This is a genomic window from Streptomyces sp. NPDC022910 (assembly GCF_055561075.1).
Window position 1 is genome coordinate 106,166 of record NZ_JBVHHL010000008.1, and the last position, 26,523, is coordinate 132,688.

The window sequence follows — 26,523 nt, forward strand, 5'->3', positions numbered from 1 at the left end:
GGTCTTGCAAATCCGCTGGTCAGCGACGTGGCTCCCGGCCTAGGATGACCCACCTTCCGGCTCGCCCCGCGGTCACCGCCCCACCGGGACCGCCCGACCCCGCGCCGTCGACCGTCCCCACCCACGGCGCTGTGACGATGGACTCCCAGACCTCGCAGTCATCCCAGGCACCTCAGCCACCTCAATCACCTCATACGTTCCAGGTCGACCTGCGCGGTCTCGTGGACCTGCTCTCCCATCACCTCTACTCGAGCCCCAAGGTCTATCTGCGCGAGCTGCTGCAGAACGCGGTGGACGCCATCACCGCCCGCCGCGCCGAACAGCCGGACGCGCCCGCCAGGGTTCGGCTGTACGCCGACGGTGGCAGTCTGCGCGTCGAGGACTCGGGCGTCGGGCTCACCGAGTCCGACGTGCACAGCCTGCTCGCCACCATCGGGCGCAGCTCGAAGCGGGCCGACGGGCTCCAGGAGGTCCGTTCCGACTTCCTGGGGCAGTTCGGCATCGGGTTGCTGGCGTGTTTCGTCGTCGCCGAGCGCATCCGGGTCGTCAGCCGCAGCGCCCGTACGCCGGGCGCGGCGCCCGTGGAGTGGACGGCCACCGACGACGGGTCCTACGTCGTACGGACCCTGCCCCACGACGCCCGGCCCGAGCCCGGCACCACCGTGTACCTGGTGGCGCGTCCCGGCGCCGCCGACTGGCTCTCCGCGGACCGGGTGCGGTCGCTCGCGCGGGACTTCGGGTCGCTGCTGCCGTACGACGTCCGGGTCGGCGACGAGGCGATCACGGATCTGCCGGCGCCCTGGGACCGCGCGTACCCGTCCCCCGCCACCCGAAGGGTGGCCCTGGCACGCCACTGTCACGACCTGTTCGGTTTCACTCCGCTGGACTCGATCGACCTGGACGTGCCGCTCGCGGGGATCCGGGGCGTGGCCTACGTACTGCCGACCGCGGTGAGTCCGGCCCAGCGGGCGAGCCATCGCGTGCACCTGAAGGGCATGCTGCTGACCGAGCGGGCCGAACAGCTGCTGCCCGACTGGGCGTTCTTCGTGCGCTGCGTGCTCGACACGGACAGTCTGCGGCCCACGGCGTCGCGCGAGTCGCTGTACGAGGACGAGACCCTGGCGGCCGTGCGTGATGCGCTCGGCGAGCGCATCCGGTCCTGGCTGACCGGGCTCGCCGCCGGTGATCCCGAGCGTCTGGCGGCCTTCCTGTCCGTGCACTATCTGGGCGTGAAGTCGCTCGCACGGCACGACAAGGAGATGCTGCGCACGATGCTGCCGTGGCTCCCCTTCGAGACGACGGACGGACGGCTGTCCCTGGAGGAGTTCGCGCAGCGGCATCCGGTCGTGCACTTCACACGGACCGTGGAGGAGTACCGGCAGGTCGCCCCCATAGCGTCCGCGCAGGGCGTCGGGGTGGTCAACGGCGGTTACACCTACGACAGCGAGCTGGTGGAGGCACTGCCGTCGGTGCGCCCGGGGACGGTGGTCGCGGAGCTGGACGCGGACACCGTGACCGCGCACCTGGACGCGGTGGACGCGGCCGAGGAGCTGGCACTGTCGGCCTTCCTGGGTGCGGCGCGCGCCAAACTCGACCCGCTCGGCTGCGATGTCGTGCTGCGCGCGTTCCATCCCCTCTCCGTGCCCGCGTTGCACCTGGACGACCGGGCGGCCCGTCACGAGCAGGCGCGCGCGGACGCCGAGGAGCAGGCCGACGACCTGTGGGCGGGGATCCTGGGCTCGCTGCGGGGCAGCGCTCCCCGTGCGCGGCTCGTCCTCAACCACCTCAACCCGCTGATCCGCAGGATCAGCTCCCTGGACGACCCGGAGCTGATCGGCACCGCCACCGAGTCCCTCTACGGGCAGGCGCTGCTGATGGCCCAGCGCCCGCTGCGGCCCGCCGACTCCGCGCTCCTCAACCGTGCGTTCATCGGTCTCCTCGAATGGGCCACCCACACCAACTCCCCGGAGGACGGCTCCCGATGAGCCAGGTCATGGACTTCGACTCGCTGCGCCAGGCGATGGCGGACAACTACGAGCAGCCGGAGGGCCCGGCGCGCAACGCGCGTGCGGAGCAACTGCTCGTGGAGGCGGAGAAGCTGAACATCCCGCTGGCCGTGATCGAGGCGCTCGGACACCAGCTGAAGGTCTACAACTACAGCTCCGAGAAGGACAAGATGTTCGTCCCCTTCGCGCGTCTGCTGCGGATGTGGGACGAACGCCCCGAGGACTTCGACGAGTACGAGGCCCACTCGCTGCACTGGGTCTTCAAGTGGATGTCGGCGGGCATGCTGGGCCAGCCGCACATCCCGCTCGCCTCCATGGAGAAGTGGCTCGGCGAGATGGAGCACCGCTACCGGCTGGCCGGTCACTCCGAACGCGCCGTGCGCAGCGCCGAGTTCAGTGTCGCCGCGCATGTCGGGGACCTGGAGCGCGCGGAGCGGGCGTACACGGCGTGGCTGGCCGCCGACCGTGACGAGATGGCCGACTGCCACGCGTGCGAGCTGCACGACCAGGGGTGGTGGCAGGCGCGCAAGGGCGAGGACGAGCGGGCGCTGGAGTCGTGGCGGCCGGTCCTGGAGGGCGAGTACGTGTGCGCGCACGAGCCGCACGCGGTGCTGGCCTCCTCGCTGCTGTCGTTGCTGCGTCTGGGCCGCCTGGACGAGGCGCGGGCGCACCACCTGCGCGGTTTCCGGCTCGTCCGGACCATGGAGAGCATGCGAGGTTCGTACGCGGACCACGTGGAGTTCTGCGCGCTCACCGGGAACGAGGCGCGCGGCCTGGAACTTCTGGCCGAGCGGCCCGCGTACTTCACGGACTCCGGGGAGCCGCGCAGCAGACTGGACTTCCTGGCCGTGGTGGCGCTGCTGATGGACCGGCTGGTCGAGCGGGGGGTCGGCGACCGGGCGGTGCCGGGCCCGGCGGACCGAGAGTGGACCGCGCGGGAACTCGCCTCCCACGCGCGCGGGGAAGCGCTGGCACTCGCCGCCCGCTTCGACGCGCGCAACGGTACGTCCTACATCAGTGAGCGCACCCGGGAGCGGATGGACCGCCGCCCGCTGGTGGACCGGCTGCCGCTCGGCGTGCGCACGACACGTCCGGCACTCGTGGTGCCTTTGCCGCCCGCTGCCCCGGTCCGGGAGGACCGGGACCTGCCCGATCTGCTGGCCGAGGCCCGGCGGCTGTCGGACGCCCTGCATCCGGACGCCATGGACGCGTGGGCCGCGGTGGCGCACGCCGCCGAGGGCCGGGAGCTGGACGTCCGGGACCGCGCGGAGGTCGTCGACCACGAGGCGATGAGCCGGGGCCCGGAGGGCGCCGAGCTCTTCGAACGGGCGGCCGGGTTGTACGCCGAGGCGGGCGACCGGGGTGAGGCGCTGGCGGCACGCGCGCGTGGAGCGTTCGTACGGGCCCTGACGGGTCACGCCGACGAGGCGCTGGAGACGGTCACCGGGCTGCGCGAGCATGTGCTCGCTCTCTTCGGGGAGGGCGGGACGGGGGTGCGGCAGACGGCGTCCGTGCTCGTCGGGCGGGCCCGCATCCTGATGCACCGGCTGCACGAGGGCGAGGGCTCCGCCGATGCCGCTCAGGAGGCCGTACGGGAGCTGCTGGCGCTCGCCGGGCCGCACGCGGCCGAGGTGCGCCTCGCGTCCCGGGCCGCCGAGGCGAAGGCCATGCTCGGGGAGCTGGCGGCGCACACCGGGGATGCTCGGGCCGCGGCGGAGCTGCTGGCGCAGGCGGCCGAGGAGTACGTGGCGGCGGGCCTGCCGTGGTTCGCGGTGGAGCGCGAGGTGCGGCTGTCCCAGATCGCGCGGCAGCTCGGTGAAGCGGAGACCGCGCAGCGGGCCGCGCGGGCGGCGCTGGAGCACGGCCGGGAGCATCTGGAGCCCGTGGCACAGGCGCAGCTGCACCTGCAGCTGGCGGAGGCGCTGGGGGCGTCGGGGCACCTCGCGGAGGCCGCCGAGCACACCTTGGAGGCGGCGCACTGGGCGGACGAGGCGGGCGAGGCCGCGACGCTGGGCGCGTGGGCGCGGCACCAGCTGGGCGGCTTCCTGCTTCGCCAGGGACGTTTCGCGGAGGCGGCCGAGGTGCTGGAGTCGGCCCTGCCCGATCTGACCGCCGAGACGCACGGCGACGGGGCGATCGTGCAGACGCAGTGGTGGCTCGGCGACTGTCACACCGAGCTGGGCGAGCACCGCGCGGCGGCGGAGCGGTGGCTGCGGGCCGCGGAGATCGCCCGGCACTGGCCGGAGCAGCGCGATCACGCGATGCTGGCTCATCTGGCCGCCGAGGCGCTCGGACACGCCGAACTTCCCGAGGAGGCGGACCGGGCGTATGCCCGGGCCGTCGACCTGTGGCGCGAGCTGGGCAACCCGCACGGACTGGTGCGCGCCCTGCGCGCCCGGGCCTGGCTGGCGGCCCGTGGGGCGGCGGGCCTGGACTCGGCGCGGGAGCTGATGACGCAGGCGGCACGGGAGTGCGCCTCGGCGGCGGCCGCCGCCGAGGACGTCGAAGCACGTGACGGTCTGACCATGGAACTCGGCCAGTCGCACCGCCAGTTCGGCGAGCTGATCGCCCGGTCGGTCGATGACGACGCGGGCGAGGAGGCGACGCGCACGGCCTTCGAGGAGGCGCTGACGCACGTCACGGAGGCGATCGCGGCCTTCGCGTCCCTCGGCGCCGACGCCCTCGACGCCCGCACCGGCGCCGACTTGGCCGCGGGTTGGCTGGAGGCCGACCTCGGCCGCCCGGACGCGGCGTCGGCACGCGCGCGTGCGGTGCTGTCGGCGTACGAGGACGCGGACGGCGACACGGAGACGGCCCGGGCGCGGCGGGCGGAGGCGGAACGGATGTTGAAGCTGCTGGAGGCGCACCGGGAGCGGTGACGAGTGCCGGGTGCCCGCGGCGGCGAGCGGGCACCCGGCGGCTCACTCCCTGGTGCTCTTCACCCTTGGTGAGCTTCCGCGTTCACTCCACGCCGATCAGCAGCAGCGACCCCTGGCGGCCGCCCCGGTACACCACCGTGTCGACCGCGAGGTACGACTCGCGCACCCGCGACTCCAGGTGCGCCGCGATCGACTCCGGGGCCTGGTCGCCCAGGACCAGAGTGACCAGCTCGCCACCCGCCGCGAGCATGCGGTCCAGGACCGTCTCCGCCGTTTCCGTGACGTTCGAGCCGATGACGGCGACGTCGCCGTCGATCAGGCCGAGGACGTCGCCGGCCTGGCAGATGCCGGCCATCGTCCAGGACTGCCGTTCCGCGACCTCGACTTCGGCATACCGCGTCGCGCCCGCCGCCGACGTCATCGCCACGACGTCCTCGTCGAAGCGCCGCTCGGGCTCGTGCACGGCCAGCGCCGCGATGCCCTGTACCGCGGACCGGGTCGGGATCAGCGCTACGCGGACGCCCTCGGTGCGTGCCTGCTCGGCCGCGGCGGCCGCGGTGTGGCGCAGGTCCGCGTCGTTGGGCAGCAGCACCACCTCGTGCGCGTGCGCCCGGCGCACCGCCTGCACCAGTTCTCCGCTCGCGGGCGGCTCCCCGGCCCGGGCGAGCACGGTGGTCGCCCCGGCCTCCTGGTACAGCCCGGCCAGTCCCTCCCCCGGCACGACGGCCACCACGGCGCGCTGGACCCGCTCGCGCGGCGGCCGTCCGGCGCCGGAGGTGTGCACGTCCCCGGCGGCGAAGTGGGTGATCCGGATCCGGTGCGGGCGCCCGGCCTCCACCCCCGCCTCGACGGCGGCACCCGCGTCGTCGACGTGCACGTGGACGTTCCACAGCCCGTCCCCGCCGACCACCACGAGGGAGTCCCCCAGCGCGTCGAGCCGCCCGCGCAGCCGCGCCACGGCCGCGTCGTCGGCCTCCAGGAGGTAGATCACCTCGTAGGCGGGCCCGCCTCCGTCCGCCGGGACGACGTCGGCGCACTCCTGGGGAGCGACCCTCGGCTCGCCGTCCACGCGCTTGTGGACGATGCGTCCCGCTCCCTCCTGGACCCGCGGCGCCTCTCCCGTGAACGTCTCCACCAGGGCCGCGAGCACCGCCACAAGGCCCCGGCCGCCGGCGTCGACCACTCCGGCGCGTTCCAGCACCGCCAGTTGCCCGGGCGTCGCCGCCAGGGCCGCCCGGGCCCCCTCGTACGCCGCGCGCGCGACGCCGCCGCAGTCGCCCTCGGCGCCGGTGACCGCGTCGGCGGCGGCCGAGGCGACGCTGAGGACGGTCCCCTCCACGGGGTGTGCGACGGCGTCCCGGGCGGAGTCGGCCGCCCGCCGGAGCGCGAGCCGCAGTCCCTGCGCGTCGGTGTGAGCCGTCTCACCGTCGGCGAGCACTTGCGCCATGCCCCGCAGCAGCTGCGCCAGGATCGTCCCGGAGTTTCCGCGGGCCCCGATGAGCGCTCCGTGGGCCATGGCCCGCACGGCGTCGGCGAGCGTCGGGCGCTGCGCGCCGCCCGCCTCGTATCCGGCGAAGACCGCCTCGACGGCCGCGGCGGCCGACTCCACGGTCAGATAGAGGTTCGTACCGGTGTCCCCGTCGGCCACGGGATAGACGTTGATCGCGTCGATCTCCTCGCGCGCCCGCCCAAGCGCCTGGAGCGCGAGACCGCACCAGGTGCGCACCGCGAGAGCATCCAATGGCTGCGGCACCTGCGCCACCTGCGCCTCCTTGAGCTGCTGGACGTGGGACGCAGCGTAGACCCAGAGGGGTTCGCGCCCGGAAGAGGGCCGGACGGACCGGACACGGGGCTTGGGGCGGGCGACCCGGGGGCCGGAACGGGGGTCGCGGCAGCCGTGGTAGTTTCGTTCTACGGGCGCAGCCGTTGTATGCTGCTCCGGTTGCCCGATCCAGGTCGGGCCCTCCCCCTGGCAGCGCCACTCAGATCCTACGATCTTGATCCCGGCATGCCGGGATCAACCGTAAGTGCATCTGAAGTCTTTGGAGTGACCCGTGGCTGCCAACTGCGACGTCTGCGGCAAGGGGCCGGGCTTCGGCAACAACATCTCGCACTCGCACCGCCGTACGTCCCGTCGCTGGAACCCGAACATCCAGCGTGTGCGTACCGTGGTGGGCGGGACGCCGAAGCGCGTGAACGCTTGCACCTCGTGCATCAAGGCCGGCAAGGTCGCGCGCTGACGCCCAGTTAAGCGCGCGGCCACCGCTGGTTCGCTGCAGACAGCCGGTCCACGATCGTGGACCGGCTTTTTGCTGTACCCGCGCGACCACGGCCTGTCAGAATCCGCCGCATGCGCTTCGGCATTCTCGGCTCCCTCGACGTCCACACCGAAGACGGCACGCCGCTCGAGCCCGGCGGTCCCCGCCCTCGCGCCCTGCTCACGCTGCTGCTCATCGACGCCGGGCGGACCGTGTCGACGGAGCGCCTCACCGAGGGCCTGTACGGAGACGAGCCGCCCTCCGGCGCCGCGAACGCCCTCCAGTCGCAGATATCCCGCCTGCGCAAGCGACTGGGCCCGTACGCCGAGATCGAGGCGACCCCCACCGGCTATCGCCTGCTCGTCCCCCCCGACAGCGTCGACGCCCACCGCTTCGAGCGGCTGGCCCATGATGGCTCCTCGGCCCTCGCCCACGGCGACCACCGCGCGGCCGCGGCCACGCTCCGGGAGGCGCTCGCCCTGTGGCGCGGCCCCGCCCTGGCCGACCTCCCCGGCGCACGCGGCCAGCGCACGCGTCTGGAAGAGCTGCGGCTCGGTGCCGTGGAGGACCGCGCCCAGGCCGACCTCGCCCTCGGCGGCGGCTCCGGCCTCGTCCCTGAACTGCGTGAGCTGCTCTCCGTTCACCCACTGCGCGAACGGCTGTACGGACTGCTGATGCGGGCCCTGCAAGCGGGCGGACGGCCCGCCGAAGCGCTCACCGTGTACGAGCAGGCCCGCCGCACGCTCGCCGACGAACTCGGCGTCGACCCCTCGCCCGAGCTGTCCGCCCTCCACCAGGAGCTCCTGCGCGGCACGGGCCCCGCCCGGGGAACGCGCCTGCCGGCCCAGCTCACCCGCTTCATCGGCCGCGCCCCGGAGCTCGGCCGTATCCACGCGGTCCTTGCCTCGCCGGACACCCGTCTGGTCACCCTCACCGGTCCGGGCGGCGCGGGCAAGACACGGCTGGCGACAGAGGCGGCGCGGCGATATGCCGACGTCCGCGTCGACGACCGCACGGGCGCCGGCGCACCTGCGTACGCTCCCGCTCACTCCCATGCCGCCACCACTGTCGTCTGCTTCGTCGAACTCGCCCCCCTGACCGACGGCTCCCGGGTCCCGTATGCCGTCCTCGCCGCGCTCGGCGTGCGCGACGGATTCCGGGGCCCTGCCGCGGACGCCACGCAACGGCTCCTCGCCGCCTTGGAGGACCGGGAGCTGCTGCTGGTGCTCGACAACTGCGAGCACGTCGTCGAGGACGCGGCCAGGATCGCCGCGCTGCTCCTCGGTGCCTGCCCCGGCGTACGGATCCTGGCGACCGGACGGGAGGCCCTGGGGATCACCGGTGAGGTGCTGTGCCCGGTGCCGCCGTTGCCGCCGGAGCACGCGGTGCGACTCTTCCTGGACCGGGCACAGGCGGTGCGGCCGGGCTTCGAGGAGCACGCGCGCGTGGAGCACGTCTGTGCCGCGTTGGACGGACTGCCGCTGGCCATCGAGTTGGCCGCGGCCCGGCTGCGCACGCTGAGCCCGGACGAGCTGGCCGACCGTCTGGACGACCGGTTCAGGCTCCTGTCCCGGGGCGACCGCACCAAGGCGCCCCGGCACCGCACCCTCCGCGCGGTCGTGGAGTGGAGCTGGGAGCTGCTGGACGACGAGGAGCGCGAGCTGGCCCGGCGGCTGTCCGTGTTCCCCGGCGGCGCGACGCCCGACGCGGTCGAGGCGGTGTGCGGGGTGCCGTGTCCGGACGACCTGCTGGCGTCGCTCGCCGAGAAGTCGTTCCTCGAGGTGGCCGACGGGCGCTACCGGATGCTGGAGACCATCCGCGCGTTCGCCGCCGAGCACCTCGTGGGGGCCGGCGAGGACCAGCACGTGCGGAACGCGCACGCCGCGCACTTCCTGAGACTGGCCGAGCGGGCGGAGCCGCACATCCGCAGCGGGGAGCAACTGCCCTGGCTGGCCCGGCTGACCGCCGAGCACGGCAACCTGGACGCGGCCCTGCGCCATCTCGTGGTCACGGCTCCCGGGGACGCCCTGTGCCTCATGGCCCGCCTGTCCTGGTTCTGGCGGCTGCGCGGCCCGCACGGCGAGCAGGTGCCGGTCGCCCGCGCGCTGCTCGCGGCGATCGGCGACCAACCGCCCGAGGGGCTGGCCGAGGAGTATGCCCTGTGCGTGATGAACACGCTCACCGGACGCGGCGACGACCCGGCCGAACCCGACCGCGTCGCGCGCGTGGCCGAGGTGATGCGCGCCCTGGGCGCGCCGCTGCGGCTGCCGTTCACGATGGTCCTCTGGGCGCTCGCCTGCGGCCCGTTGCTCTCGGCGGACGCGGAGCTGCGGGCCGTCCAGCCCGGCGACGACCCCTGGAGCCGCGCCCTGCTGGACCTTGGGCTCGCCTACCAGGCGCAGTTCGCCGGCCGCCCCGCCGACTCGGAGTCCGCCTTCGCCCGCGCCCTGGCCGGCTTCCGCACGACCGGTGACCGCTGGGGCATGGCCAACTGCCTCGATCCGCTGGGCGTCTTCGCCGACTGGCGCGGCGAGTACGGGCGGGCCCTGGAGCTGCTCGACGAGGGCCTGGCCCACATCCGGGAGCTCCAGGCGCCGGAGGAGACCGCGGACCTGCTGCGTTCCCGGGCGACCGTGCTGCTGCACCGGGGCGACTTCGAGGGCGCGGCGGCGCACTTCGAGCACTCGGCCTCCCTCGCCCGCGCCGCCGGCGTCCCCGACAAGGTGGCGGGCGCCCGCCGTGGCCTCGGCGACCTGGCCCGACTGACCGGGGACACGGCCCAGGCGCGCGTGCAGTACGAACAGGCCCTTGAGGCGTGCGCCGCCAACTGGTTCAGCGTCGGCGAGAGCGTCCGCATCCTCATCGGTCTCGGCCGCACCGCGGCCGCCGAGGGGCGGACGGAGGAAGCCCGCGACTGGTTCGGGCAAGCGGCCGAGCTCGCCGCCGAGGGGCCGGGTGCGCTCGAACTGGCGGAGACCGCCGAGGCGTTGGCGTCCGTCGCCGAGTCCCCCGAGCGCGCGGCCGAGCTCCTCGGAGCCGCCACTGCGCTGCGGGGCGCACCGCTCCTCGGCGACCCCGATGTCGTACACACCCATCGGGCCACCCGCGCGAGACTGTCCCCGCAGGCCTATGAAGAGGCCTACGACCAGGGACGACGTCTTCGGTCAGCGGCGGTCAGCACACGGCAGGAGCGTGGTCAGCGCCGCCACCGAAGCTGTCGCCCATGACGAACACACACGACCTCAGCCACCTGAACGTCCTCGTCTCCGGCGCCAGTGTGGCCGGACCCGCAGCCGCGCTGAACCTCGCCCGGTACGGCGCCCGCGTCACCGTCGTCGAGAAGGCCCCCGCCCTGCGCGAGGGCGGCTTCGCGGTCGACTTCCGCGGGCACGTCCACCGCACGGTGCTGACCGCGATGGGCATCTGGGACGACATCCACGCCCACCAGACCCATATGGGCCGGCAGACCGTGGTGGAAGCCGACGGCACCCCGCGCGTGGACCTGCCGGCCGAGATGATGAGCGGCGACGTGGAGATCTTCCGCGGCGACCTCGCGCGGATCATGTACGAACGGACCAAGGACCGCGTGGAGTACGTGTTCGGCGACTCCATTTCCACGCTCACCGACACCCCCGACGGTGTCGACGTCACCTTCGAGCGCGGCGCGCCCCGCCGCTTCGACCTCGTCGTCGCGGCCGACGGGCTGCACTCGCACACCCGCCGTTTGGTCTTCGGCGACGAGTCCCGGCACCTGCGCTTCTTCGACCACTACGTGGCCGGGTTCGACGTACCCAACCACCTGGGCCTGGACCGCACCGGGCGCCTCTACAGCGAGCCCGGCCGCGCCGTCGTCATCGGCAACTACGACGGCGATCCCGACCGCGCGGGCGCCCTGCTGGTCTTCCGGTCCGAGCGGCTCACGTACGACCGACGGGACGTCGCCGCACAGAAAAGGATCCTCGCCGAGCGGTTCGCGGGCATGGGCTGGGAGACGCCGACGGTGCTGAAGGCTCTGGAGGGCACCGACGAGCTGTACTTCGACGCCATCGCCCAGATCCACGTCGACCGCCTCACCAAGGGGCGCGTGGTGCTCCTCGGGGACGCAGGGTACGGCGCCACGATGGGCGGCATGGGCACCGGCGTGGCGATCGTCGGCGCGTACGTCCTGGCCGGCGAACTCGCCCTCGCGGGCGGCGACCACTGCACGGCCCTGACCGCGTACGAGGCACGGATCCGGGACTTCGCCAAGGGCTGCCAGAAGATCTCCGGCAACGCGGGCCCGTTCTTCGCTCCGGCGACCGAGCGGCGGATCCGCAGCCGGGACCGGATGTACCGGCTGCTCGGCTCGCGCCTGCTCGCCGGGTTCTTCAAGCGGCTCACGGAGAAGGCGGCGACGGACATCGAACTGCCGCAGTACCCCGCGTGAGAGCACTGGCCGCCCCCGCGAGCGAGCCGAAGGGGCGCGCCGGTATCAAGAGCCCGGGCAGCGAAGCGAACGAAGGGGGCTGAGCACGGTCGGGCTCCCGACACCGGCTGAGGCACCCCGAAGGCGAACGAGCCAAGAAACCCAAGAAAAACCAAGGAAAACCAAGAAAACCAGAAAACTACGACTCGATGTCCCCGAAGTGGTCCCAGCCGCCCTTGCTGGTCCACGGCGCCCCGTCGACCGTCACCTGGGGCAGCGCCGACGGGTTGAGGACCTCGCCGATCACCTTCCAGCGCGCCGGCAGCTTCACGTCCGGCGGGAAGGTCGCCACGATCGCGTGGTCCTCGCCGCCCGTGAGCACCCACTGGATCGGGTCGACGCCCACGGCCTGCCCGATGTCGTTCATCTGAGAGGGGATGTCGATGGTGCCGGAGCGGATGTCGATCCGCACCTTGCTCGCCTCCGCGATGTGCCCGAGGTCGGCGATGAGCCCGTCGCTGACGTCGCACATCGCGGTCGCACCGAGCCCGGCGGCGGCCGGACCCGCGTGGTACGGCGGTTCGGGGCGCCGGTGCGCCTCGACGAACGCGCGCGGCGAACGGAAGCCGCGGGAGAGCACGGCGTGCCCGGCCGCGGACCAGCCCAGCCAGCCGGTGACGGCGACCACGTCGCCGGGCCGGGCGCCGGCCCGGGTGACCGGCTCGTGGTTGCGCAGATCGCCGAGCGCGGTGATCGAGATCATGATCGTGTCACCGCGTACGACATCGCCGCCGACCACGGCCGCGCCCGCCACCTGGCACTCGTCGCGCAGGCCGTCCATCAGCTCGGTGGGCCAGGTGACGGGCAGCTCGGCCGGGACGACGAGACCGAGCAGCAGCGCGGTCGGCACGGCGCCCATCGCGGCGATGTCCGCGAGGTTCTGCGCGGCCGCCTTGCGTCCGACGTCGTACGCCGTCGACCAGTCGCGGCGGAAGTGCCGGCCCTCCAGGAGGATGTCGGTGCTCGCCACCACCCTGCGGTCGGGCGCGGCGACCACCGCGGCGTCGTCGCCGGGGCCGATCCGTACCGCCGGGGTGGTGGTGAGCCGGGAGGTGAGCTCCCTGATGAGCCCGAACTCGCCCAGCTCGCCCACGGTGCCCTTCATCGTCGTACGTCCCCTTCTGTTCCCTGCCGCGCCCGGTCGCGAGCGGTCCTCGTCCTCGGTACGGTCGAGTCGACCGTAAAGTTGTGTCGCCGGTGTTCCCCGGCGCTCACGCCACAGCCTCCGTGGGTCTCCCCGCGGCGAGCGGCGACGCGATACCGTGGCGTCCCTTCTCCCCACATGATCCTCGTGGCCGCCCTGGAGGTTCCGTGGTACAGGCGTACATCCTGATCCAGACGGAGGTCGGCAAGGCGTCGACCGTCGCCGAGACGATCAGCAAGATCCCTGGGGTCATCCAGGCCGAGGACGTGACGGGACCCTATGACGTCATCGTGCGCGCCCAAGCCGACACCGTCGACGAACTCGGCCGCATGGTGGTCGCGAAAGTCCAGCAAGTGGACGGCATCACCCGCACCCTGACCTGCCCGGTCGTGCACCTGTAGCCCCCGTCTACGCTTGGCCGGTGCGCTTCTTCCGTCACCGGCGACTCGGTCTGCCCGCCCTCGCCCTGTTGATCGCCACGGCGGGCTGTTCCTCAAGCGACGACAGCCCCTCGGCCGCGGTTCCCAGCCCGGACGCGAAGGTCGCGAAGCTGTGCCAGAACCTGGACAAGGTGCTGCCGCGGAAGGTGGACGGCCTCGACCGGAACGATCCCGAGCCCCGGTCCGCGCTGACGGCGGGCTGGGGAAGCCCGGCGATCATACTGCGCTGCGGGGTGACGAGGCCTGCGGAGATGAACGATCCGGAGGCGGACGGTGTGGAGGCGAACGGCGTCGGCTGGCTCCTGCAGAAGCGTGACGACGGCTCGTTCCGTTTCACCACGACGCTGCGCCAGGCGTACGTCGAGGTGAGGCTGCCCAAGGCGCATACGGGCGACGGGCTGGGTCCGCTCGTCGATCTGGCGCCCGCCGTCAAGAAGGCGATCCCCGGGGGGATCGCCTCCTGAGCGCTGCGCCGGATCCCCTAGCGCAGACCTGTCGAACGGCGCAGGGCCGCCTGGATCAGGCGGTCGACCAGCTCGCCGTAGCTGATCCCGCTCGCCTGCCACATCTGCGGGTACATGGAGATGGGCGTGAAACCGGGCATGGTGTTGATCTCGTTGATCACGAACTGCCCGTCCTCGGCGAGGAAGAAGTCCGCCCGCACGAGGCCCTCGCAGGACGCGGCCTCGAACGCCTCCACCGCGAGCCGCCGGACCTCGGCGGTCTGCTCGTCGGTCAGCGGAGCGGGCACGATGCCGGGCGTCGAGTCGATGTACTTCGCCTCGAAGTCGTAGTAGGCGTGCGCGTCCGGCGGCGGGATCTCGGCCGGCACAGAGGCGCGCGGCCCGTCCTCGAACTCCAGGACACCGCACTCGATCTCGCGGCCGCGCACCGCGGCCTCCACCAGGATCTTCGGGTCGTGCCGCTGCGCCTCACCGATCGCCTCGTCGAGGCCCGCGAGGTCGTCGACCTTGGTGATGCCGATCGAGGAACCCGCGCGCGCGGGCTTCACGAACAGCGGCCAGCCGTGCTCACCGGCGAAATCGATGATCTTCTTGCGGGCGGCGGACTCGTCGCGCTCCCACTGGCGCGGCCGGATCACCACGTACGGGCCGACCTTGAGCCCGAAGGAGGTGAACACCCGCTTCATGTACTCCTTGTCCTGGCCGACGGCCGAGGCCAGCACGCCCGAACCCACGTACGGGACGCCGGACAGCTCCAGAAGGCCCTGGAGGGTGCCGTCCTCGCCGTACGGGCCGTGCAGCACCGGGAAGACGACGTCGATCTCGCCGAGCGCCTTGGGCACCGAACCGGGCTCGCTGTAGACGACTTCGCGGTTCGCCGGGTCGACGGGCAGGACGACGCCGCCCTCCTGGGACTCGGCGAGCTCCTCGACGCTGGGCGTACGGCGGTCGGTGATCGCCATCCGCTCGGGTTCGTCGGCGGTGAGCGCCCAACGGCCGTCCCGGGTGATACCGATCGGCAGGACGTCGTACTTCGTCCGGTCGATGGCGCGCAGCACGGCGCCGGCGGTGACCATGGAGATCCCGTGTTCGGAGCTGCGGCCGCCGAACACGACGGCTACGCGCGGCTTGCGAGGCGGCTGCTCAGGGCTCTGGGGGAGGTTCTCGGTGCTCATATCGCGTTGAGACTACCTGTCCGTAGGGCCCTGAGACAGCGTCGACGGCGCTGCCAAACGAGGGCGTCGCTCAGCGTCGTTCGGGCTTTGCGCTGCGCGACATCAGCTCCTTGAGCGCGACCACCGGCGACTTGCTCTCGTGGACGATGCCGACGACCGTCTCCGTGATCGGCATGTCGACGCCGTGCCGGCGGGCCAGATCCAGCACCGACTCACAGGACTTGACGCCCTCGGCGGTCTGCCGGGTCACCGCGATGGTCTCCTCCAGCGTCATGCCCTTGCCGAGGTTGGTGCCGAAGGTGTGGTTGCGCGACAGCGGCGAGGAACAGGTGGCCACCAGGTCACCGAGACCCGCGAGTCCCGAGAAGGTCAGCGGGTCGGCGCCCATGACCAGTCCGAGCCGGGTGGTCTCGGCGAGGCCGCGCGTGATGAGCGAGCCCTTGGCGTTGTCGCCGAGGCCCATGCCGTCCGCGATGCCGACCGCCAGCCCGATGACGTTCTTGACCGCACCGCCGAGTTCACAACCGACGACGTCGGTGTTCGTGTACGGCCGGAAGTACGGCGTGTGGCAGACGGACTGCAGCCGCTGCGCGACGGCCTCGTCGGTGCAGGCGACCACGGCGGCGGCCGGCATGCGGGCGGCGATCTCCCGGGCCAGATTGGGTCCGGTGACCACGGCGACGCGTTCCGGGGCGACCTTGGCGACGTCCTCGACGACTTCGCTCATCCGCATGGCGGAGCCGAGTTCCACGCCCTTCATCAGGGAGACGAGGACCGTGCCGCGCGCGAGCAGGGGCGTCCATTCGGCGAGGTTCCCGCGCAGCGTCTGCGACGGGACCGCGAGTATCGTGAAGTCGGCGTCTCGCGCCGCCTCGGCGGGGTCCGTGGTGGCCCGCAGGTTCTCGGGGAGTTCGACGCCCGGCAGGTAGTCCGGGTTCGTACGGGTCGAGTTGACCGCCTCGACGAGTTCGGCGCGGCGCGCCCACAGGGTGACGTCGCACCCGGCGTCGGCGAGCACCATGCCGAAGGCGGTCCCCCACGATCCCGTTCCGAACACGGCCGCCTTGACCGGCTTGCTCACTGGCCCTGCCCCTCCTTCTCCCGTGCCTTCTCCTGTGCGGCACTCCGGCGGCGCTGCTCGATGCGCACCTCACGCGGGTCGTACGGCTTCTCCGGCGCCCTCTCGCCGCGGATCTCCTCCAGCCGGCGGGTGATGGCGGCCATGATGACCTCCGTCGCCTCCTTCAGCAGCTCGGGGGACATCTCCTTGTCGTAGAAGCGTGTGAGGTCCACCGGGGGGCCCGCGAGCACGTGGTGCGTCTTGCGCGGACGGAGGTTGGGCTTCTTGGCGTACGGCGGCAGCAGTTCGTTGGCGCCCCACTGGGCGACGGGGATCACCGGGCACTTGGTCTGCAGGGCGACGCGGGCCGCACCGGTCTTGCCGGTCATCGGCCAGCCGCCCGGGTCGCGGGTGAGGGTGCCCTCGGGGTAGAAGGCGACGCACTCGCCGCGCTCCACGGCGTCGATGGCGGCCCGGAAGGCACTGAGCGCGTCCGTGCTCTCCCGGTAGACGGGGATCTGCCCGGTGCCGCGCATGACGGCGCCGACGAATCCCTTCTTGAAAAGGCCGCTCTTCGCGAGGAAACGAGGAACGCGCCCGGTGTTGTACTGAAAGTGCCCGTAGGCGAACGGGTCCACATGCGAATTGTGGTTCACCACGGTGATAAATCCGCCGTCAGCCGGAATGTTCTCCATTCCGCGCCAGTCCCGCTTGAGCAGAACCAACAGCGGCGGTTTGCCGAGGACCGCTGCGAGGCGGTACCAGAAGCCGATTCTGCGGCGGGGCACGCGGACACCTTCCTCTAAGGACCCGGCACGGAGCCTGGCACTGGGGGCTGTGGGCCGCACAAGTGTCGCCTCAGGCCGCCCGTCTGTCGAGAACACGGTACGCCCCGCCGCGTCGCCCACCAGTGGGGCTGTAGGGCATCACCTGCGGAACGGGGTGACAATGGACGCGCCAAGACAGGGACGGAGCGCTCGTGCAGTGGACTGTGGTCGTACCCCTGAAAGCCCTGGCGCGAGCCAAGACCAGGCTCTCGGACGCCGCGACGGACGGACTGCGTCCGGGGCTCGCTCTCGCCTTCGCGCAGGACACCGTGGCCGCGACGCTCGCGTGTGCGGCGGTGCGTGATGTGGCGGTCGTCACGGACGACCCGCTCGCCGGGCGCGAGCTGGCGGCCCTGGGCGCCCGGATCGTCCGGGACGAGCCGGCGGGCGGTCTGAACGCCGCGCTCGCGCACGCGGCGGCGTTCGTACGAGGGCTGCACCCCGCAGGTGCCGTGGCAGCGCTCAACGCCGATCTTCCCGCCCTGCGTGCCCTCGAATTGGCCCGGGTGCTCGATGCCGCCGCCGAATTCCCCCGCGCTTTTCTGCCCGACGCCGCCGGAATAGGTACGACGCTGCTGGCCGCGACGCCGGGCCGGGAATTGCTGCCCGCATTCGGTACCGATTCGCGGGTGCGGCACCGGGCCTCGGGCGCCGTGGAACTGGCTCTGGACGCGGTGGACTCCGTGCGCCAGGACGTGGACACCGGCGACGACCTGCGCGCGGCGCTGGCGCTCGGAGTGGGGCCGCGTACGGCAGCGGCGGCGGCACGGCTGCTCATCCCCGGGCAGCACGGCGGATGAGACGGCAAGGTCTCGGCGCGGCCCGGACAGACGCGCTCGATAGGCTGCCGTCATGCAGGCGACCGCGTACACCTACGACCCCGTGACGCACACCGGTCAGGTGCTGCTCGACGACGGCACCCCCGTCCCCTTCGACGCGCAGGCATTCGACGCGGGCGGGCTCAGGCTGCTGCGCCCGGGCCAGCGGGTGCGGATCGAGACGGAGGGTGAGGGCGAGGCCCGGCGCATCACGCTGGTGACCCTGCACACGTTCTGAGCACCCCCGGACAGACCGCGGGCCGGGCTCCCCCTGGGAGCCCGGCCCGGCGCGTGAGTGCCCGTACGCCCCGGTCAGCTGCGGGCGGTGGTCTTCTTGGCAGTGGTCTTGCGTCCCGTCGACTTCTTGGCCGGGGCCTTCTTCGCCGGGGCCTTCTTGGCCGCCGCCTTCTTGGTGGTCTTCTTCGCAGTGGTCTTCTTGGCGGCCGCGGTGGTCTTCTTCGCCGCCGCCTTCTTCGCCGTGGTCTTCTTCGCAGTGACCTTCTTCGCGGGGGCTGCCTTCTTGGCGGCGGCCTTCTTCGCGGGGGCCGCCTTCTTGGCGGTGACCTTCTTCGCCGCGGCCTTCTTGACCGTGGCGGCGGCGCCGACCTGGAGGCTGCCCTTGGGCGCCTTCTTGACGGCGACCTCACCGCCGCGCGGGAGCTTCTTCGTCCCGCTGACCAGGTCCTTGAAGCCCTGGCCCGCGCGGAAGCGCGGCACAGAGGTCTTCCTGACCCGAACCCGCTCGCCCGTCTGCGGGTTGCGGGCGTAACGGGCCGGACGCTCGACCTTCTCGAACGAACCGAAACCGGTGACCGAGACCCGGTCGCCTCCGACGACCGCGCGGACGATGGCGTCCAGGACCGCGTCGACAGCATCGGCGGCCTGCTGGCGACCGCCCATCTTGTCGGCAATCGCTTCTACGAGCTGCGCCTTGTTCACGTCTTCCCCTTCGGAGACATCGCCAGAACGAAAGTGTTCAAGCTTTTTCGCACGTTAGGCAGATATATACCGCAAATCAAACACGAAACGGGCTTATCACCCTCGTGCCGCAACGGACTCGGCCGCCTCAGAGCTCCTCTTCGGGGATTCGATCCTCGTCGAGGTCGGTCATGAACCGCTCGAGACGCCTGGTCGCTTCGGCGGGATCGTGCTTGGCCGCGGCCGTAATGACCAGCAGCTTCCGGGTCAGCGCCATCCGTACGCCCTCCGGGACTTGCAGTGTGCGCACCCTTGCGTGTGCTTCCTTGAGTTGGGCCGCGACCGCCGTATAGAGCTCGAGTTGGCCGTCGTTGTCCATGCACAGATTGTGCCATCTGGGGCGAGTTGTCGCCCGCGCTGGGGGCAACTGCCGCCTCCCCCAGGCCGCCCGGGCAGCACGGCGCATCGCGGCGCCGGGATCCGCCTTCCCCGGCAATGACCTTTGTAACTGGGCGAGTTGATGCCCTTCGAAGCGGCGCGCCGGAGCTGTTCCAGGGCAGAAACGGCTGTACCCCCAACCGTCCACGATTGGGGGTACAGCGAGGTGTTGCGGTGGCCGAAACCAGCCCTTGCGGGGGCCGGGGGTCAGACCTGAAGGGTCTGCGGCTTGTACGAGGGGCGCCCCGCCTCGTACGTGGCGATGTCGGCCTCGTTCCGGAGTGTGATCGAGATGTCGTCGAGGCCGTTCAGCAGCCGCCAGCGGGAGTTCTCGTCCAGCTCGAAGGCGGCGGTGATGCCCTCGGCGCGCACCTCACGCGCCTCAAGGTCAACAGTGACCTCAGCCGTGGGGTCCTTCTCCGTGAGCTCCCACAGGGCGTCCACGACCTTCTGCTCCAGGACGACCGTGAGAAGGCCGTTCTTGAGCGAGTTGCCGCGGAAGATGTCGGCGAAGCGGGAGGAGATCACGGCCTTGAAGCCGTAGTTCTGCAGCGCCCAGACGGCGTGCTCACGGGAGGAGCCGGTGCCGAAGTCGGGGCCGGCGACCAGCACGGTGGCGCCCTGCCGCTCGGGGCGGTTGAGCACGAACTCCGGGTCCTTGCGCCAGGCCTCGAACAGCCCGTCCTCGAACCCGTCCCGGGTCACCTTCTTGAGCCAGTGGGCGGGGATGATCTGGTCGGTGTCGACGTTGCTGCGGCGCAGCGGGACGGCCCGGCCGGTGTGCGTGGTGAATGCTTCCATGACTCTCAGACTCCAGCGGGCACGGTGACGTCGGACAGGTCGGCCGGCGAGGCCAGGTGGCCGAGGACCGCGGTGGCGGCGGCGACCTGCGGCGAGACCAGGTGCGTACGGCCGCCCTTGCCCTGCCTGCCCTCGAAGTTCCGGTTGGAGGTGGACGCGGAGCGCTCGCCCGGGGCCAGCTGGTCCGGGTTCATGCCGAGGCACATCGAGCAGCCCGCGTGCCGCCATTCGGCGCCGGCCTCCTTGAAGACCACGTCCAGGCCCTCGGATACGGCCAGCAGGCCCACGCGCGCGGAGCCCGGGACGACCAGCATCCGTACACCGTCGGCGACTTTGCGTTCCTGGAGGATCGCGGCGGCGGCGCGCAGGTCCTCGATGCGGCCGTTGGTGCAGGAGCCTACGAAGACGGTGTCCACCTTGATGGAGCGCAGCGGCTGTCCGGCCTCCAACCCCATGTATTCCAGGGCCTTTTCGGCGGCGAGGCGCTCCGAAGCGTCCTCGTACGAAGCAGGGTCGGGGACGGACGCCGAAAGCGGTGCACCCTGGCCCGGGTTGGTGCCCCAGGTGACGAACGGCGAGAGCGCGGCGGCGTCGATGTGGACCTCGGCGTCGAATTCCGCGTCGTCGTCGGTCCTCAGGGTCTTCCAGTACTCCACCGCGGCGTCCCAGTCGGCGCCCTCGGGCGCGTGCGGCCGGCCCTTGAGGTACTCGAAGGTGGTCACGTCGGGGGCGATCATGCCCGCGCGGGCGCCGGCCTCGATCGACATGTTGCAGATGGTCATCCGGGCCTCCATCGAGAGCTTCTCGATGGCCGGGCCGCGGTACTCGAGGATGTAGCCCTGACCACCGCCGGTACCGATCCTGGCGATGATCGCCAGGATCAGGTCCTTGGCGGTGACACCCTCGGGCAGCTCGCCGTCGACCGTGATGGCCATGGTCTTCGGGCGGGCCAGCGGAAGCGTCTGGGTGGCCAGCACGTGCTCGACCTGGGAGGTGCCGATGCCGAACGCCAGCGCGCCGAAGGCGCCGTGCGTGGAGGTGTGCGAGTCGCCGCAGACGACGGTGGTGCCCGGCTGGGTCAGTCCCAGCTGCGGGCCGACGACGTGCACGACGCCCTGCTCGACGTCGCCCAGCGGGTGCAGGCGCACGCCGAACTCGGCGCAGTTCTTGCGCAGCGTCTCCAGCTGGGCCCGGGAGACCGGGTCCGCGATGGGCTTGTCGATGTCGAGGGTGGGGGTGTTGTGGTCCTCGGTCGCGATGGTGAGGTCGAGCCGTCGCACCTGGCGGCCGCTCTTGCGCAGGCCGTCGAAGGCCTGCGGGCTGGTCACCTCGTGCAGCAGGTGCAGATCGATGTAGAGGAGGTCGGGCTCGCCCTCGGCGCGCCGGACGACGTGGTCGTCCCAGACCTTCTCCGCGAGTGTCCTACCCATCGCTTTCCCTCCGGCCGGCAAAGGTGCACCGACCCAACTAGAGATCTTGGGGTGGCAGCGCCCGTACCCCTGGTTCCCGAGCGTGTGCCTCCGGGCCCGTTGGTCTGCGGGCCGCTGTGACTTCCAGGGTGGCGGGTTCCACCGAAAATTGAACTTGCGTTTCACAGAGTGAGACGTGAGTATCGTTGCATGGACAACAGTAGCGGCGTCGGCGTTCTGGACAAGGCGGCACTCGTCCTGAGCGCTCTGGAGTCCGGTCCGGCCACCCTCGCGGGTCTGGTCGGTGCCACCGGACTGGCACGACCCACGGCCCACCGCCTGGCCGTGGCACTGGAACACCACCGCATGGTGGCACGTGACATGCAGGGCCGTTTCATCCTCGGTCCCCGGCTGGCCGAGCTGGCAGCGGCGGCGGGCGAGGACCGCCTGCTGGCGACGGCTGGGCCGGTGCTGACCCACCTCCGCGATGTCACGGGCGAGAGCGCCCAGCTCTACCGCCGGCAGGGAGACATGCGCATCTGCGTCGCCGCCGCGGAGCGCCTGTCCGGTCTTCGGGACACGGTCCCGGTCGGCTCCACGCTCACGATGAAGGCCGGCTCGTCGGCGCAGATCCTGATGGCCTGGGAGGAACCCGAGCGGCTGCACCGCGGTCTGCAGGGCGCCCGCTTCACGGCGACGGCCCTGTCAGGCGTGCGACGCCGCGGCTGGGCCCAGTCGATCGGGGAGCGCGAGCCGGGCGTGGCGTCCGTCTCCGCGCCGGTGCGCGGCCCCTCCAACCGCGTGGTGGCCGCGGTGTCCGTCTCCGGTCCCATCGAGCGTCTGACGCGCCACCCTGGTCGTATGCACGCCCAGGCGGTCATCGACGCGGCCACCCGCCTCTCCGAGGCCCTGCGCCGCTCCGGCTGAGCGGCCGGTACGTCACCGGGAAGGGGGCGGCCCCAACGCCGCGGCAGGCCCTCCCCCGCTCTCATGCCTCCCTGTTCGTGTTCTTCTCCGACCGGTACGCGAACCGGTCCTTCGCCCGCCACCCCCGCTTCTCCAGCGGCAGCAACCCGTGCGCGGCGGCGAGACCGAAGGGCGGCATGTCCCCGTAGATCGACTCGTACGAGCCCTCGGACACCACGTAGGTCTCGTGCCAGATCCCCACGTGCTGCCGCGTCTTCGCCGCCTTCTCCTTGCGGTTGACGATCGCCCACGCCCTGTGGTGGAACATGTCGGGCGCCGAGGCGTACGCGTAGAGCTTCTCCTTGGACTCCCAGTACTGGACGACGTAGTACGTGCGCGGCGAGGCCGTCAGCAGCACCCGCCCCAGCAGCCCCCGGTCACCGTCCCGCGCAAGCTCCCCCAGCATGCGGAACATCGACAGCATGACCGGAAGCCACTGGTGCACCGCCCAGAAGTGGTTGATGCGCATACCGATCAGCAGGACCACCACGTCCCCTTCGGCAGCCGCGGTGGTGCGGCCGGCGACGACAGGAGGAGTCGGCGCGGCGCTACGGCTTCGAGTAGGCCCCGGACGCAGCGAAGGCCCTTCGCTGAAGCGAAGAGCCTTCGTCTCGTACCCCCGACCGGATTCGAACCGGCGCTACCGCCTTGAGAGGGCGGCGTGCTAGGCCGCTACACAACGGGGGCGAGGATCTTACGTTTCCGCAGATCCGAGCTGGTCTACCTGGACTCGAACCAAGACTAACTGAACCAGAATCAGTCGTGCTGCCAATTACACCATAGACCAATGTGGTTTAGACCAGTCCGTACCCCCGACCGGATTCGAACCGGCGCTACCGCCTTGAGAGGGCGGCGTGCTAGGCCGCTACACAACGGGGGCCCTGGCGATCCTCACCCGGCCGTAGCCGGGTGTTGTCCACGTGACGACAGCGGGAGCGACCCAGCTGTCCTCGCGGGAAGGATCTGTACCCCCGACCGGATTCGAACCGGCGCTACTGCCTTGAGAGGGCAGCGTGCTAGGCCGCTACACAACGGGGGCTTGCGGATGAGATCCGCAGGTGCAGATGAGCTCTGCGAGCTGGCCTACCTGGACTCGAACCAAGACTAACTGAACCAGAATCAGTCGTGCTGCCAATTACACCATAGGCCACTGGAACACAAGCCCCTGTGGGGATTTTGTTCTAGCTTGCGCCTCCGGTTCCGGCCTTTCGGCCCGCTCCCCGGCGGCGCAGGAAGAACATTACCCGAAGGTGGACGGCGCTCCAAAACGGGTATCCGCGCCGAGGACGGCCGGGAGTTCGGCGAGGGAGGCGATCCGGTGCAGGCCGGCGGTCCTTTCCGCCCGCGGCGGGGGGCACTCCTCCGTGACGGCGCTCACGCCGGCACGGTCGATCCACACGGACAGCAGCCCGGCCTCGGCCGCGCCGCGGCCGTCGATCTCCGGGTGGTCGCCGACGTATGCGACGTGGTGCGGCGCGAGCCCCAGGGCGTCACAGGCCGCGCGGAAGGCCCGGGCGTCCGGTTTCGACACGCCCAGTTCGGCGGCGCACAGAACGGCCTCGAAGCGGTCGCGGACGCCGAGCGAGCGGAGCTTGTGCTCCTGGACGTGCACGCTGGAGTTGGACAGCACCGCGTGCCGGTGGCTGACGGCGAGGGCGTCCAGGGCGGGCAGGACGTCCGGGAAGAGAGCCCAGGCGGCCTCGTAGTGGCCCAGGTAGCGCTGGAACCAGGCGTCGGCCTCGTCGTCGGTCAGCTCCACGCCCAGGAAGACCCTCACCCGGTCCCGGCGCTGTCCCTCGAAGGTGGTCTCCCCCGCCGCGTATCGCGCCCACTGCCCGTCGGTGATCTCCCGCCACCGGACGAGAGCCTGCTCCACGGTCCTGAACCCGCCGAGCAGACCCTCGGCGGTCAGATGCCCCCGCATACCGGCTCGATCCGCGGTGGTGTAGTCGAAAATGGTGTCGTCGACGTCCCAGACCACGGCGCTGATGCTCATGGTCCGACGGTATCCCGGGGCCAGTGACCGTGTCCCTCCGTTGCCGCGGCCCGGCGCCCCGCCGCAGAACGCCCGAGGGGCGGCACCCGTTCGGGTGCCGCCCCTTGCCGTCGGGCGTGTCAGGCCGCCAGCTTCGCCAGCGCCGCGTCGATGCGCGCGATCGTCTTCTCCTTGCCCAGGACCTCGAGGGACTCGAAGAGCGGGAGGCCGACCGTGCGGCCGGTGACAGCGACGCGGACCGGGGCCTGGGCCTTGCCGAGCTTGAGGCCGTGCTCCTCACCGGCCGCGAGGACGGCGTCCTTGAGAGACTCCGCGCTGGTCCAGTCCGCCTGGAAGAGCTTGGCGCGCGCCGTGCTCAGCAGCTCGGCCGAACCCTCCTTCATCGCCTTCGTCCAGGACGCCTCGTCGAACACCGGCTCCGGCAGGAACAGGAAGTCGACGTTCTCCGTGATCTCCGACAGGACCTTGAGACGGGTCTGCGCGTGCGGCGCGATCGCCTGCCACTTCGCCTCGTCGAAGTCCTCGGGCGCCCAAGGCGCGAACGGGGCCTTCAGCCACGGCCGGCAACGCTCCGCGAAGTCCTTCACATCCAGGAGACGAATGTGGTCGGCGTTGATCGACTCCGCCTTCTTCAGGTCGAAGCGGGCCGGGTTGGGGTTCACGTCCGCGATCTCGAAGGCGGCGACCATCTCGTCGATCGAGAAGATGTCGCGGTCCGGGGCGAGCGACCAGCCCAGCAGGGAAAGGTAGTTGAGCAGGCCCTCCGGCAGGAAGCCGCGCTCGCGGTACAGGTTCAGCGACGACTGCGGGTCGCGCTTCGACAGCTTCTTGTTGCCCTCGCCCATCACGTACGGCAGGTGACCGAATGCCGGCACCGACTTCGCGATGCCCAGCTCGGTCAACGCCTTGTAGAGGGCGATCTGGCGCGGCGTGGAGGAGAGCAGGTCCTCGCCGCGCAGGACGTGGGTGATCTCCATCAGGGCGTCGTCGACCGGGTTCACCAGCGTGTACAGGGGCGCCCCGTTGGCCCGCACGATGCCGTAGTCGGGCACGTTCTCCGGCGTGAAGGTCAGCTCGCCGCGGACCAGGTCCGTGAAGGTGATCGTCTCGTCGGGCATCCGGAAGCGGACGATGGGCGTGCGGCCCTCGTTCTCGTACGCCGCCACCTGCTCGGCGGTCAGATCGCGGCAGTGCCCGTCGTACCCGGACGGCTTCCCGGCGGCACGGGCGGCGTCACGTCGGGCGTCCAGCTCCTCCGTCGTGCAGTAGCAGTGGTAGGCGTACCCGCCGTCCAGGAGCTTCTGTGCGACGTCCTTGTAGATGTCCATCCGCTGCGACTGGCGGTACGGCACGTGGGGGCCGCCGACCTCGGGTCCCTCGTCCCAGTCGAAGCCCAGCCAGCGCAGCGAGTCCAGAAGCTGGACGTACGACTCCTCCGAGTCGCGGGCCACGTCCGTGTCTTCGATGCGGAAGACGAACGTACCGCCGGTGTGACGGGCGAACGCCCAGTTGAACAGGGCGGTGCGGACCAGGCCCACGTGGGGGTTGCCGGTCGGGGAGGGACAGAAACGTACGCGGACGGATCCGTTAGCCACGCTTGATCACCTTGTTGGTGAGAGTGCCGATGCCTTCGATGGTGACGGCGACCTCGTCGCCGACGTTGAGGGGGCCGACCCCGGCGGGGGTGCCCGTGAGGATCACGTCGCCGGGGAGCAGCGTCATGGCCTCGGAGATGTTCACGATCAGATCCTCGATCGAGTGGATCATCTCGCTCGTCCGGCCGAGCTGGCGCTGCTGCCCGTTGACCGTGAGCTGGATGGTGAGGTCGCTCGGATCGAGGTCGGTCTCCACCCAGGGGCCGAGGGGGCAGGAGGTGTCGAAGCCCTTGGCCCGGGCCCATTGCTTCTCGCGCCGCTGGACGTCGCGGGCGGTCACGTCGTTGGCGCACGTGTAGCCGAGGATCACGTCCTTGACGCGCTCGCGCGGGACCTCTCGGCACAGGCGGCCGATCACCACGGCCAGCTCCGCCTCGTGGTGCAGTTCCTGGGAGAAGGAGGGGTACGCGATCTCGTCGCCGGGGCCGATCACCGAGGTGGACGGCTTGAAGAAGGCGAAGGGAGCCTCGGGCACCTCGTTGCCCAGCTCCCTGGCGTGCTCCGCGTAGTTGCGACCGAAGGCCACGACCTTGTTGGGGAGCACCGGCGGCAGCAGCCTGACCTTGCTCAGCGGCACCTTCGTACCGGAGAGCTCGAAGTCCGCGAACGGGATGCCCTTGATGATGTCGAGGACGAGTTCGTCCGGCCTGTCGCCCTCGACCGCGCCGAAGGCGACGTTCCCGTCGATGGAGAATCTGGCGATGCGCACGGGATCCTTGCGCCCCTCACTGAGCTGGCTGGAGTCTGACGCTCCAGGCTAACGCGGCAGGGGGCGGGCACCTCACGCTTTACGGCGGGAGCCAC

Annotated in this window: 23 protein-coding genes and 5 tRNA genes; 10 read left to right on the forward strand and 18 right to left on the reverse strand. The window is 71.5% G+C overall.

Annotated features, from left to right (window positions below; all coding sequences use genetic code 11):
- Positions 1–137 precede the first annotated feature (137 nt).
- Both ACZ3TS_RS10655 and ACZ3TS_RS10660 read left to right on the forward strand, forming a co-directional pair.
- Positions 138–1,985 carry an HSP90 family protein gene (locus ACZ3TS_RS10655; protein WP_467616129.1) on the forward strand — a complete coding sequence of 616 codons (1,848 nt, stop codon included), beginning with the start codon at positions 138–140 and terminating at the stop codon, positions 1,983–1,985.
- Positions 1,982–4,885, forward strand: coding sequence for a tetratricopeptide repeat protein (locus ACZ3TS_RS10660; protein ID WP_467615926.1), 2,904 nt, complete (start codon positions 1,982–1,984; stop codon positions 4,883–4,885). Before ACZ3TS_RS10655 ends, ACZ3TS_RS10660 begins: the two co-directional genes overlap by 4 nt.
- Positions 4,886–4,967: 82 nt before the next feature.
- On the opposite strand, the gene ACZ3TS_RS10665 is transcribed toward ACZ3TS_RS10660, so the two are convergent.
- Positions 4,968–6,647: a DAK2 domain-containing protein gene (locus ACZ3TS_RS10665; RefSeq protein WP_467615927.1), complete on the reverse strand. Its 1,680-nt coding sequence runs from the start codon at positions 6,645–6,647 to the stop codon at positions 4,968–4,970.
- A gap of 292 nt (positions 6,648–6,939) precedes the next feature.
- Between ACZ3TS_RS10665 and rpmB the strand changes: the two genes are divergently transcribed.
- The 3 genes from rpmB (at position 6,940) to ACZ3TS_RS10680 (ending at position 11,569) form a co-directional block, all read left to right on the forward strand.
- On the forward strand, positions 6,940–7,125 hold the full coding sequence (rpmB, locus tag ACZ3TS_RS10670; protein WP_220646355.1) for a 50S ribosomal protein L28: 186 nt from the start codon (positions 6,940–6,942) through the stop codon (positions 7,123–7,125).
- Between the two features lie 110 nt (positions 7,126–7,235).
- On the forward strand, positions 7,236–10,370 hold the full coding sequence (locus ACZ3TS_RS10675; protein ID WP_467615930.1) for an AfsR/SARP family transcriptional regulator: 3,135 nt from the start codon (positions 7,236–7,238) through the stop codon (positions 10,368–10,370).
- Positions 10,367–11,569 carry an FAD-dependent monooxygenase gene (locus ACZ3TS_RS10680; RefSeq protein WP_467615933.1) on the forward strand — a complete coding sequence of 401 codons (1,203 nt, stop codon included), beginning with the start codon at positions 10,367–10,369 and terminating at the stop codon, positions 11,567–11,569. The genes ACZ3TS_RS10675 and ACZ3TS_RS10680 overlap by 4 nt, the downstream gene beginning before the upstream one ends.
- Positions 11,570–11,747: 178 nt before the next feature.
- Here ACZ3TS_RS10680 and ACZ3TS_RS10685 read toward each other — a convergent pair whose 3' ends face one another.
- Positions 11,748–12,713, reverse strand: coding sequence for a thiamine-phosphate kinase (locus tag ACZ3TS_RS10685; RefSeq protein ID WP_467615935.1), 966 nt, complete (start codon positions 12,711–12,713; stop codon positions 11,748–11,750).
- Positions 12,714–12,919: 206 nt separating this feature from the next.
- Between ACZ3TS_RS10685 and ACZ3TS_RS10690 the strand changes: the two genes are divergently transcribed.
- A complete protein-coding gene (locus ACZ3TS_RS10690) occupies positions 12,920–13,153 on the forward strand; it encodes an Lrp/AsnC family transcriptional regulator (RefSeq protein ID WP_028802415.1) in 234 nt (77 codons plus the stop codon).
- 20 nt (positions 13,154–13,173) lie between these two features.
- Positions 13,174–13,656, forward strand: a complete 483-nt coding sequence (locus ACZ3TS_RS10695; RefSeq protein ID WP_467615937.1) for a DUF3515 domain-containing protein — start codon at positions 13,174–13,176, stop codon at positions 13,654–13,656.
- A gap of 17 nt (positions 13,657–13,673) precedes the next feature.
- Here the strand turns inward: ACZ3TS_RS10695 and ACZ3TS_RS10700 are convergent, their stop codons facing one another.
- The 3 genes from ACZ3TS_RS10700 to ACZ3TS_RS10710 form a co-directional block, all read right to left on the reverse strand.
- Complete coding sequence (locus ACZ3TS_RS10700) at positions 13,674–14,831, reverse strand: D-alanine--D-alanine ligase family protein (RefSeq protein ID WP_467615938.1); 1,158 nt, start codon at positions 14,829–14,831, stop codon at positions 13,674–13,676.
- A gap of 70 nt (positions 14,832–14,901) precedes the next feature.
- Positions 14,902–15,912, reverse strand: coding sequence for an NAD(P)H-dependent glycerol-3-phosphate dehydrogenase (locus ACZ3TS_RS10705; protein ID WP_467615940.1), 1,011 nt, complete (start codon positions 15,910–15,912; stop codon positions 14,902–14,904).
- Entirely contained in the window at positions 15,909–16,679 is a 771-nt protein-coding gene (locus ACZ3TS_RS10710; protein ID WP_467615943.1) for a lysophospholipid acyltransferase family protein, read from the reverse strand. Before ACZ3TS_RS10710 ends, ACZ3TS_RS10705 begins: the two co-directional genes overlap by 4 nt.
- A 191-nt stretch (positions 16,680–16,870) precedes the next feature.
- Here ACZ3TS_RS10710 and cofC point away from each other — a divergent pair, with 191 nt between their 5' ends.
- The gene (gene cofC / locus ACZ3TS_RS10715; protein ID WP_467615945.1) at positions 16,871–17,518 is read left to right on the forward strand and encodes a 2-phospho-L-lactate guanylyltransferase; all 648 of its coding nucleotides are present in this window, start codon (positions 16,871–16,873) and stop codon (positions 17,516–17,518) included.
- Between the two features lie 52 nt (positions 17,519–17,570).
- Positions 17,571–17,774 carry a hypothetical protein gene (locus ACZ3TS_RS10720; RefSeq protein ID WP_467615947.1) on the forward strand — a complete coding sequence of 68 codons (204 nt, stop codon included), beginning with the start codon at positions 17,571–17,573 and terminating at the stop codon, positions 17,772–17,774.
- A 74-nt stretch (positions 17,775–17,848) separates the two neighbouring features.
- Here the strand turns inward: ACZ3TS_RS10720 and ACZ3TS_RS10725 are convergent, their stop codons facing one another.
- The 4 genes from ACZ3TS_RS10725 to leuC form a co-directional block, all read right to left on the reverse strand.
- On the reverse strand, positions 17,849–18,475 hold the full coding sequence (locus tag ACZ3TS_RS10725; RefSeq protein WP_467615950.1) for an HU family DNA-binding protein: 627 nt from the start codon (positions 18,473–18,475) through the stop codon (positions 17,849–17,851).
- A 127-nt stretch (positions 18,476–18,602) separates the two neighbouring features.
- Positions 18,603–18,833 (reverse strand): SCO5555 family protein, encoded by a 231-nt coding sequence (locus ACZ3TS_RS10730; RefSeq protein ID WP_059131728.1) that lies wholly within the window; start codon positions 18,831–18,833, stop codon positions 18,603–18,605.
- A 266-nt stretch (positions 18,834–19,099) separates the two neighbouring features.
- On the reverse strand, positions 19,100–19,693 hold the full coding sequence (leuD, locus tag ACZ3TS_RS10735) for a 3-isopropylmalate dehydratase small subunit (protein ID WP_467615951.1): 594 nt from the start codon (positions 19,691–19,693) through the stop codon (positions 19,100–19,102).
- 5 nt (positions 19,694–19,698) lie between these two features.
- Positions 19,699–21,123: a 3-isopropylmalate dehydratase large subunit gene (gene leuC / locus ACZ3TS_RS10740; protein WP_467615953.1), complete on the reverse strand. Its 1,425-nt coding sequence runs from the start codon at positions 21,121–21,123 to the stop codon at positions 19,699–19,701.
- A gap of 189 nt (positions 21,124–21,312) precedes the next feature.
- Here leuC and ndgR point away from each other — a divergent pair, with 189 nt between their 5' ends.
- Complete coding sequence (gene ndgR, locus ACZ3TS_RS10745) at positions 21,313–22,029, forward strand: IclR family transcriptional regulator NdgR (RefSeq protein ID WP_365883002.1); 717 nt, start codon at positions 21,313–21,315, stop codon at positions 22,027–22,029.
- A 61-nt stretch (positions 22,030–22,090) separates the two neighbouring features.
- Here ndgR and ACZ3TS_RS10750 read toward each other — a convergent pair whose 3' ends face one another.
- The 9 genes from ACZ3TS_RS10750 to ACZ3TS_RS10790 form a co-directional block, all read right to left on the reverse strand.
- Positions 22,091–22,558, reverse strand: a complete 468-nt coding sequence (locus ACZ3TS_RS10750) for a DUF4188 domain-containing protein (protein WP_467615957.1) — start codon at positions 22,556–22,558, stop codon at positions 22,091–22,093.
- Positions 22,559–22,682: 124 nt separating this feature from the next.
- Positions 22,683–22,755 (reverse strand) — tRNA-Glu (locus ACZ3TS_RS10755).
- Positions 22,756–22,783: 28 nt separating this feature from the next.
- Positions 22,784–22,855: transfer RNA gene (locus ACZ3TS_RS10760), tRNA-Gln, on the reverse strand.
- A 20-nt stretch (positions 22,856–22,875) separates the two neighbouring features.
- Positions 22,876–22,948: transfer RNA gene (locus ACZ3TS_RS10765), tRNA-Glu, on the reverse strand.
- An 86-nt stretch (positions 22,949–23,034) separates the two neighbouring features.
- Positions 23,035–23,107, reverse strand: a tRNA-Glu gene (locus ACZ3TS_RS10770).
- Positions 23,108–23,146: 39 nt separating this feature from the next.
- A tRNA-Gln gene (locus ACZ3TS_RS10775) sits at positions 23,147–23,218 on the reverse strand.
- 90 nt (positions 23,219–23,308) lie between these two features.
- On the reverse strand, positions 23,309–24,064 hold the full coding sequence (locus tag ACZ3TS_RS10780; RefSeq protein ID WP_467615959.1) for an HAD family hydrolase: 756 nt from the start codon (positions 24,062–24,064) through the stop codon (positions 23,309–23,311).
- A 119-nt stretch (positions 24,065–24,183) separates the two neighbouring features.
- A complete protein-coding gene (gltX, locus tag ACZ3TS_RS10785; RefSeq protein ID WP_467615960.1) occupies positions 24,184–25,659 on the reverse strand; it encodes a glutamate--tRNA ligase in 1,476 nt (491 codons plus the stop codon).
- The gene (locus tag ACZ3TS_RS10790) at positions 25,652–26,428 is read right to left on the reverse strand and encodes a fumarylacetoacetate hydrolase family protein (protein ID WP_467615962.1); all 777 of its coding nucleotides are present in this window, start codon (positions 26,426–26,428) and stop codon (positions 25,652–25,654) included. Before ACZ3TS_RS10790 ends, gltX begins: the two co-directional genes overlap by 8 nt.
- Between the last annotated feature and the right edge of the window lie 95 nt (positions 26,429–26,523).

Bases quoted from the DNA above. Each gene is read 5' to 3' on its own strand.
- ACZ3TS_RS10655 (WP_467616129.1), top strand. From the start codon at position 138: ATGGACTCCCAGACCTCGCAGTCATCCCAGGCACCTCAGCCACCTCAA.
- ACZ3TS_RS10660 (WP_467615926.1), top strand. From the start codon at position 1,982: ATGAGCCAGGTCATGGACTTCGACTCGCTGCGCCAGGCGATGGCGGAC.
- ACZ3TS_RS10675 (WP_467615930.1), top strand. From the start codon at position 7,236: ATGCGCTTCGGCATTCTCGGCTCCCTCGACGTCCACACCGAAGACGGC.
- ACZ3TS_RS10680 (WP_467615933.1), top strand. From the start codon at position 10,367: ATGACGAACACACACGACCTCAGCCACCTGAACGTCCTCGTCTCCGGC.
- ACZ3TS_RS10685 (WP_467615935.1), bottom strand. From the start codon at position 12,713: ATGAAGGGCACCGTGGGCGAGCTGGGCGAGTTCGGGCTCATCAGGGAG.
- ACZ3TS_RS10700 (WP_467615938.1), bottom strand. From the start codon at position 14,831: ATGAGCACCGAGAACCTCCCCCAGAGCCCTGAGCAGCCGCCTCGCAAG.
- ACZ3TS_RS10720 (WP_467615947.1), top strand. From the start codon at position 17,571: ATGCAGGCGACCGCGTACACCTACGACCCCGTGACGCACACCGGTCAG.
- ACZ3TS_RS10730 (WP_059131728.1), bottom strand. From the start codon at position 18,833: ATGGACAACGACGGCCAACTCGAGCTCTATACGGCGGTCGCGGCCCAA.
- leuD (WP_467615951.1), bottom strand. From the start codon at position 19,693: ATGGAAGCATTCACCACGCACACCGGCCGGGCCGTCCCGCTGCGCCGC.
- leuC (WP_467615953.1), bottom strand. From the start codon at position 21,123: ATGGGTAGGACACTCGCGGAGAAGGTCTGGGACGACCACGTCGTCCGG.
- ndgR (WP_365883002.1), top strand. From the start codon at position 21,313: ATGGACAACAGTAGCGGCGTCGGCGTTCTGGACAAGGCGGCACTCGTC.
- ACZ3TS_RS10780 (WP_467615959.1), bottom strand. From the start codon at position 24,064: ATGAGCATCAGCGCCGTGGTCTGGGACGTCGACGACACCATTTTCGAC.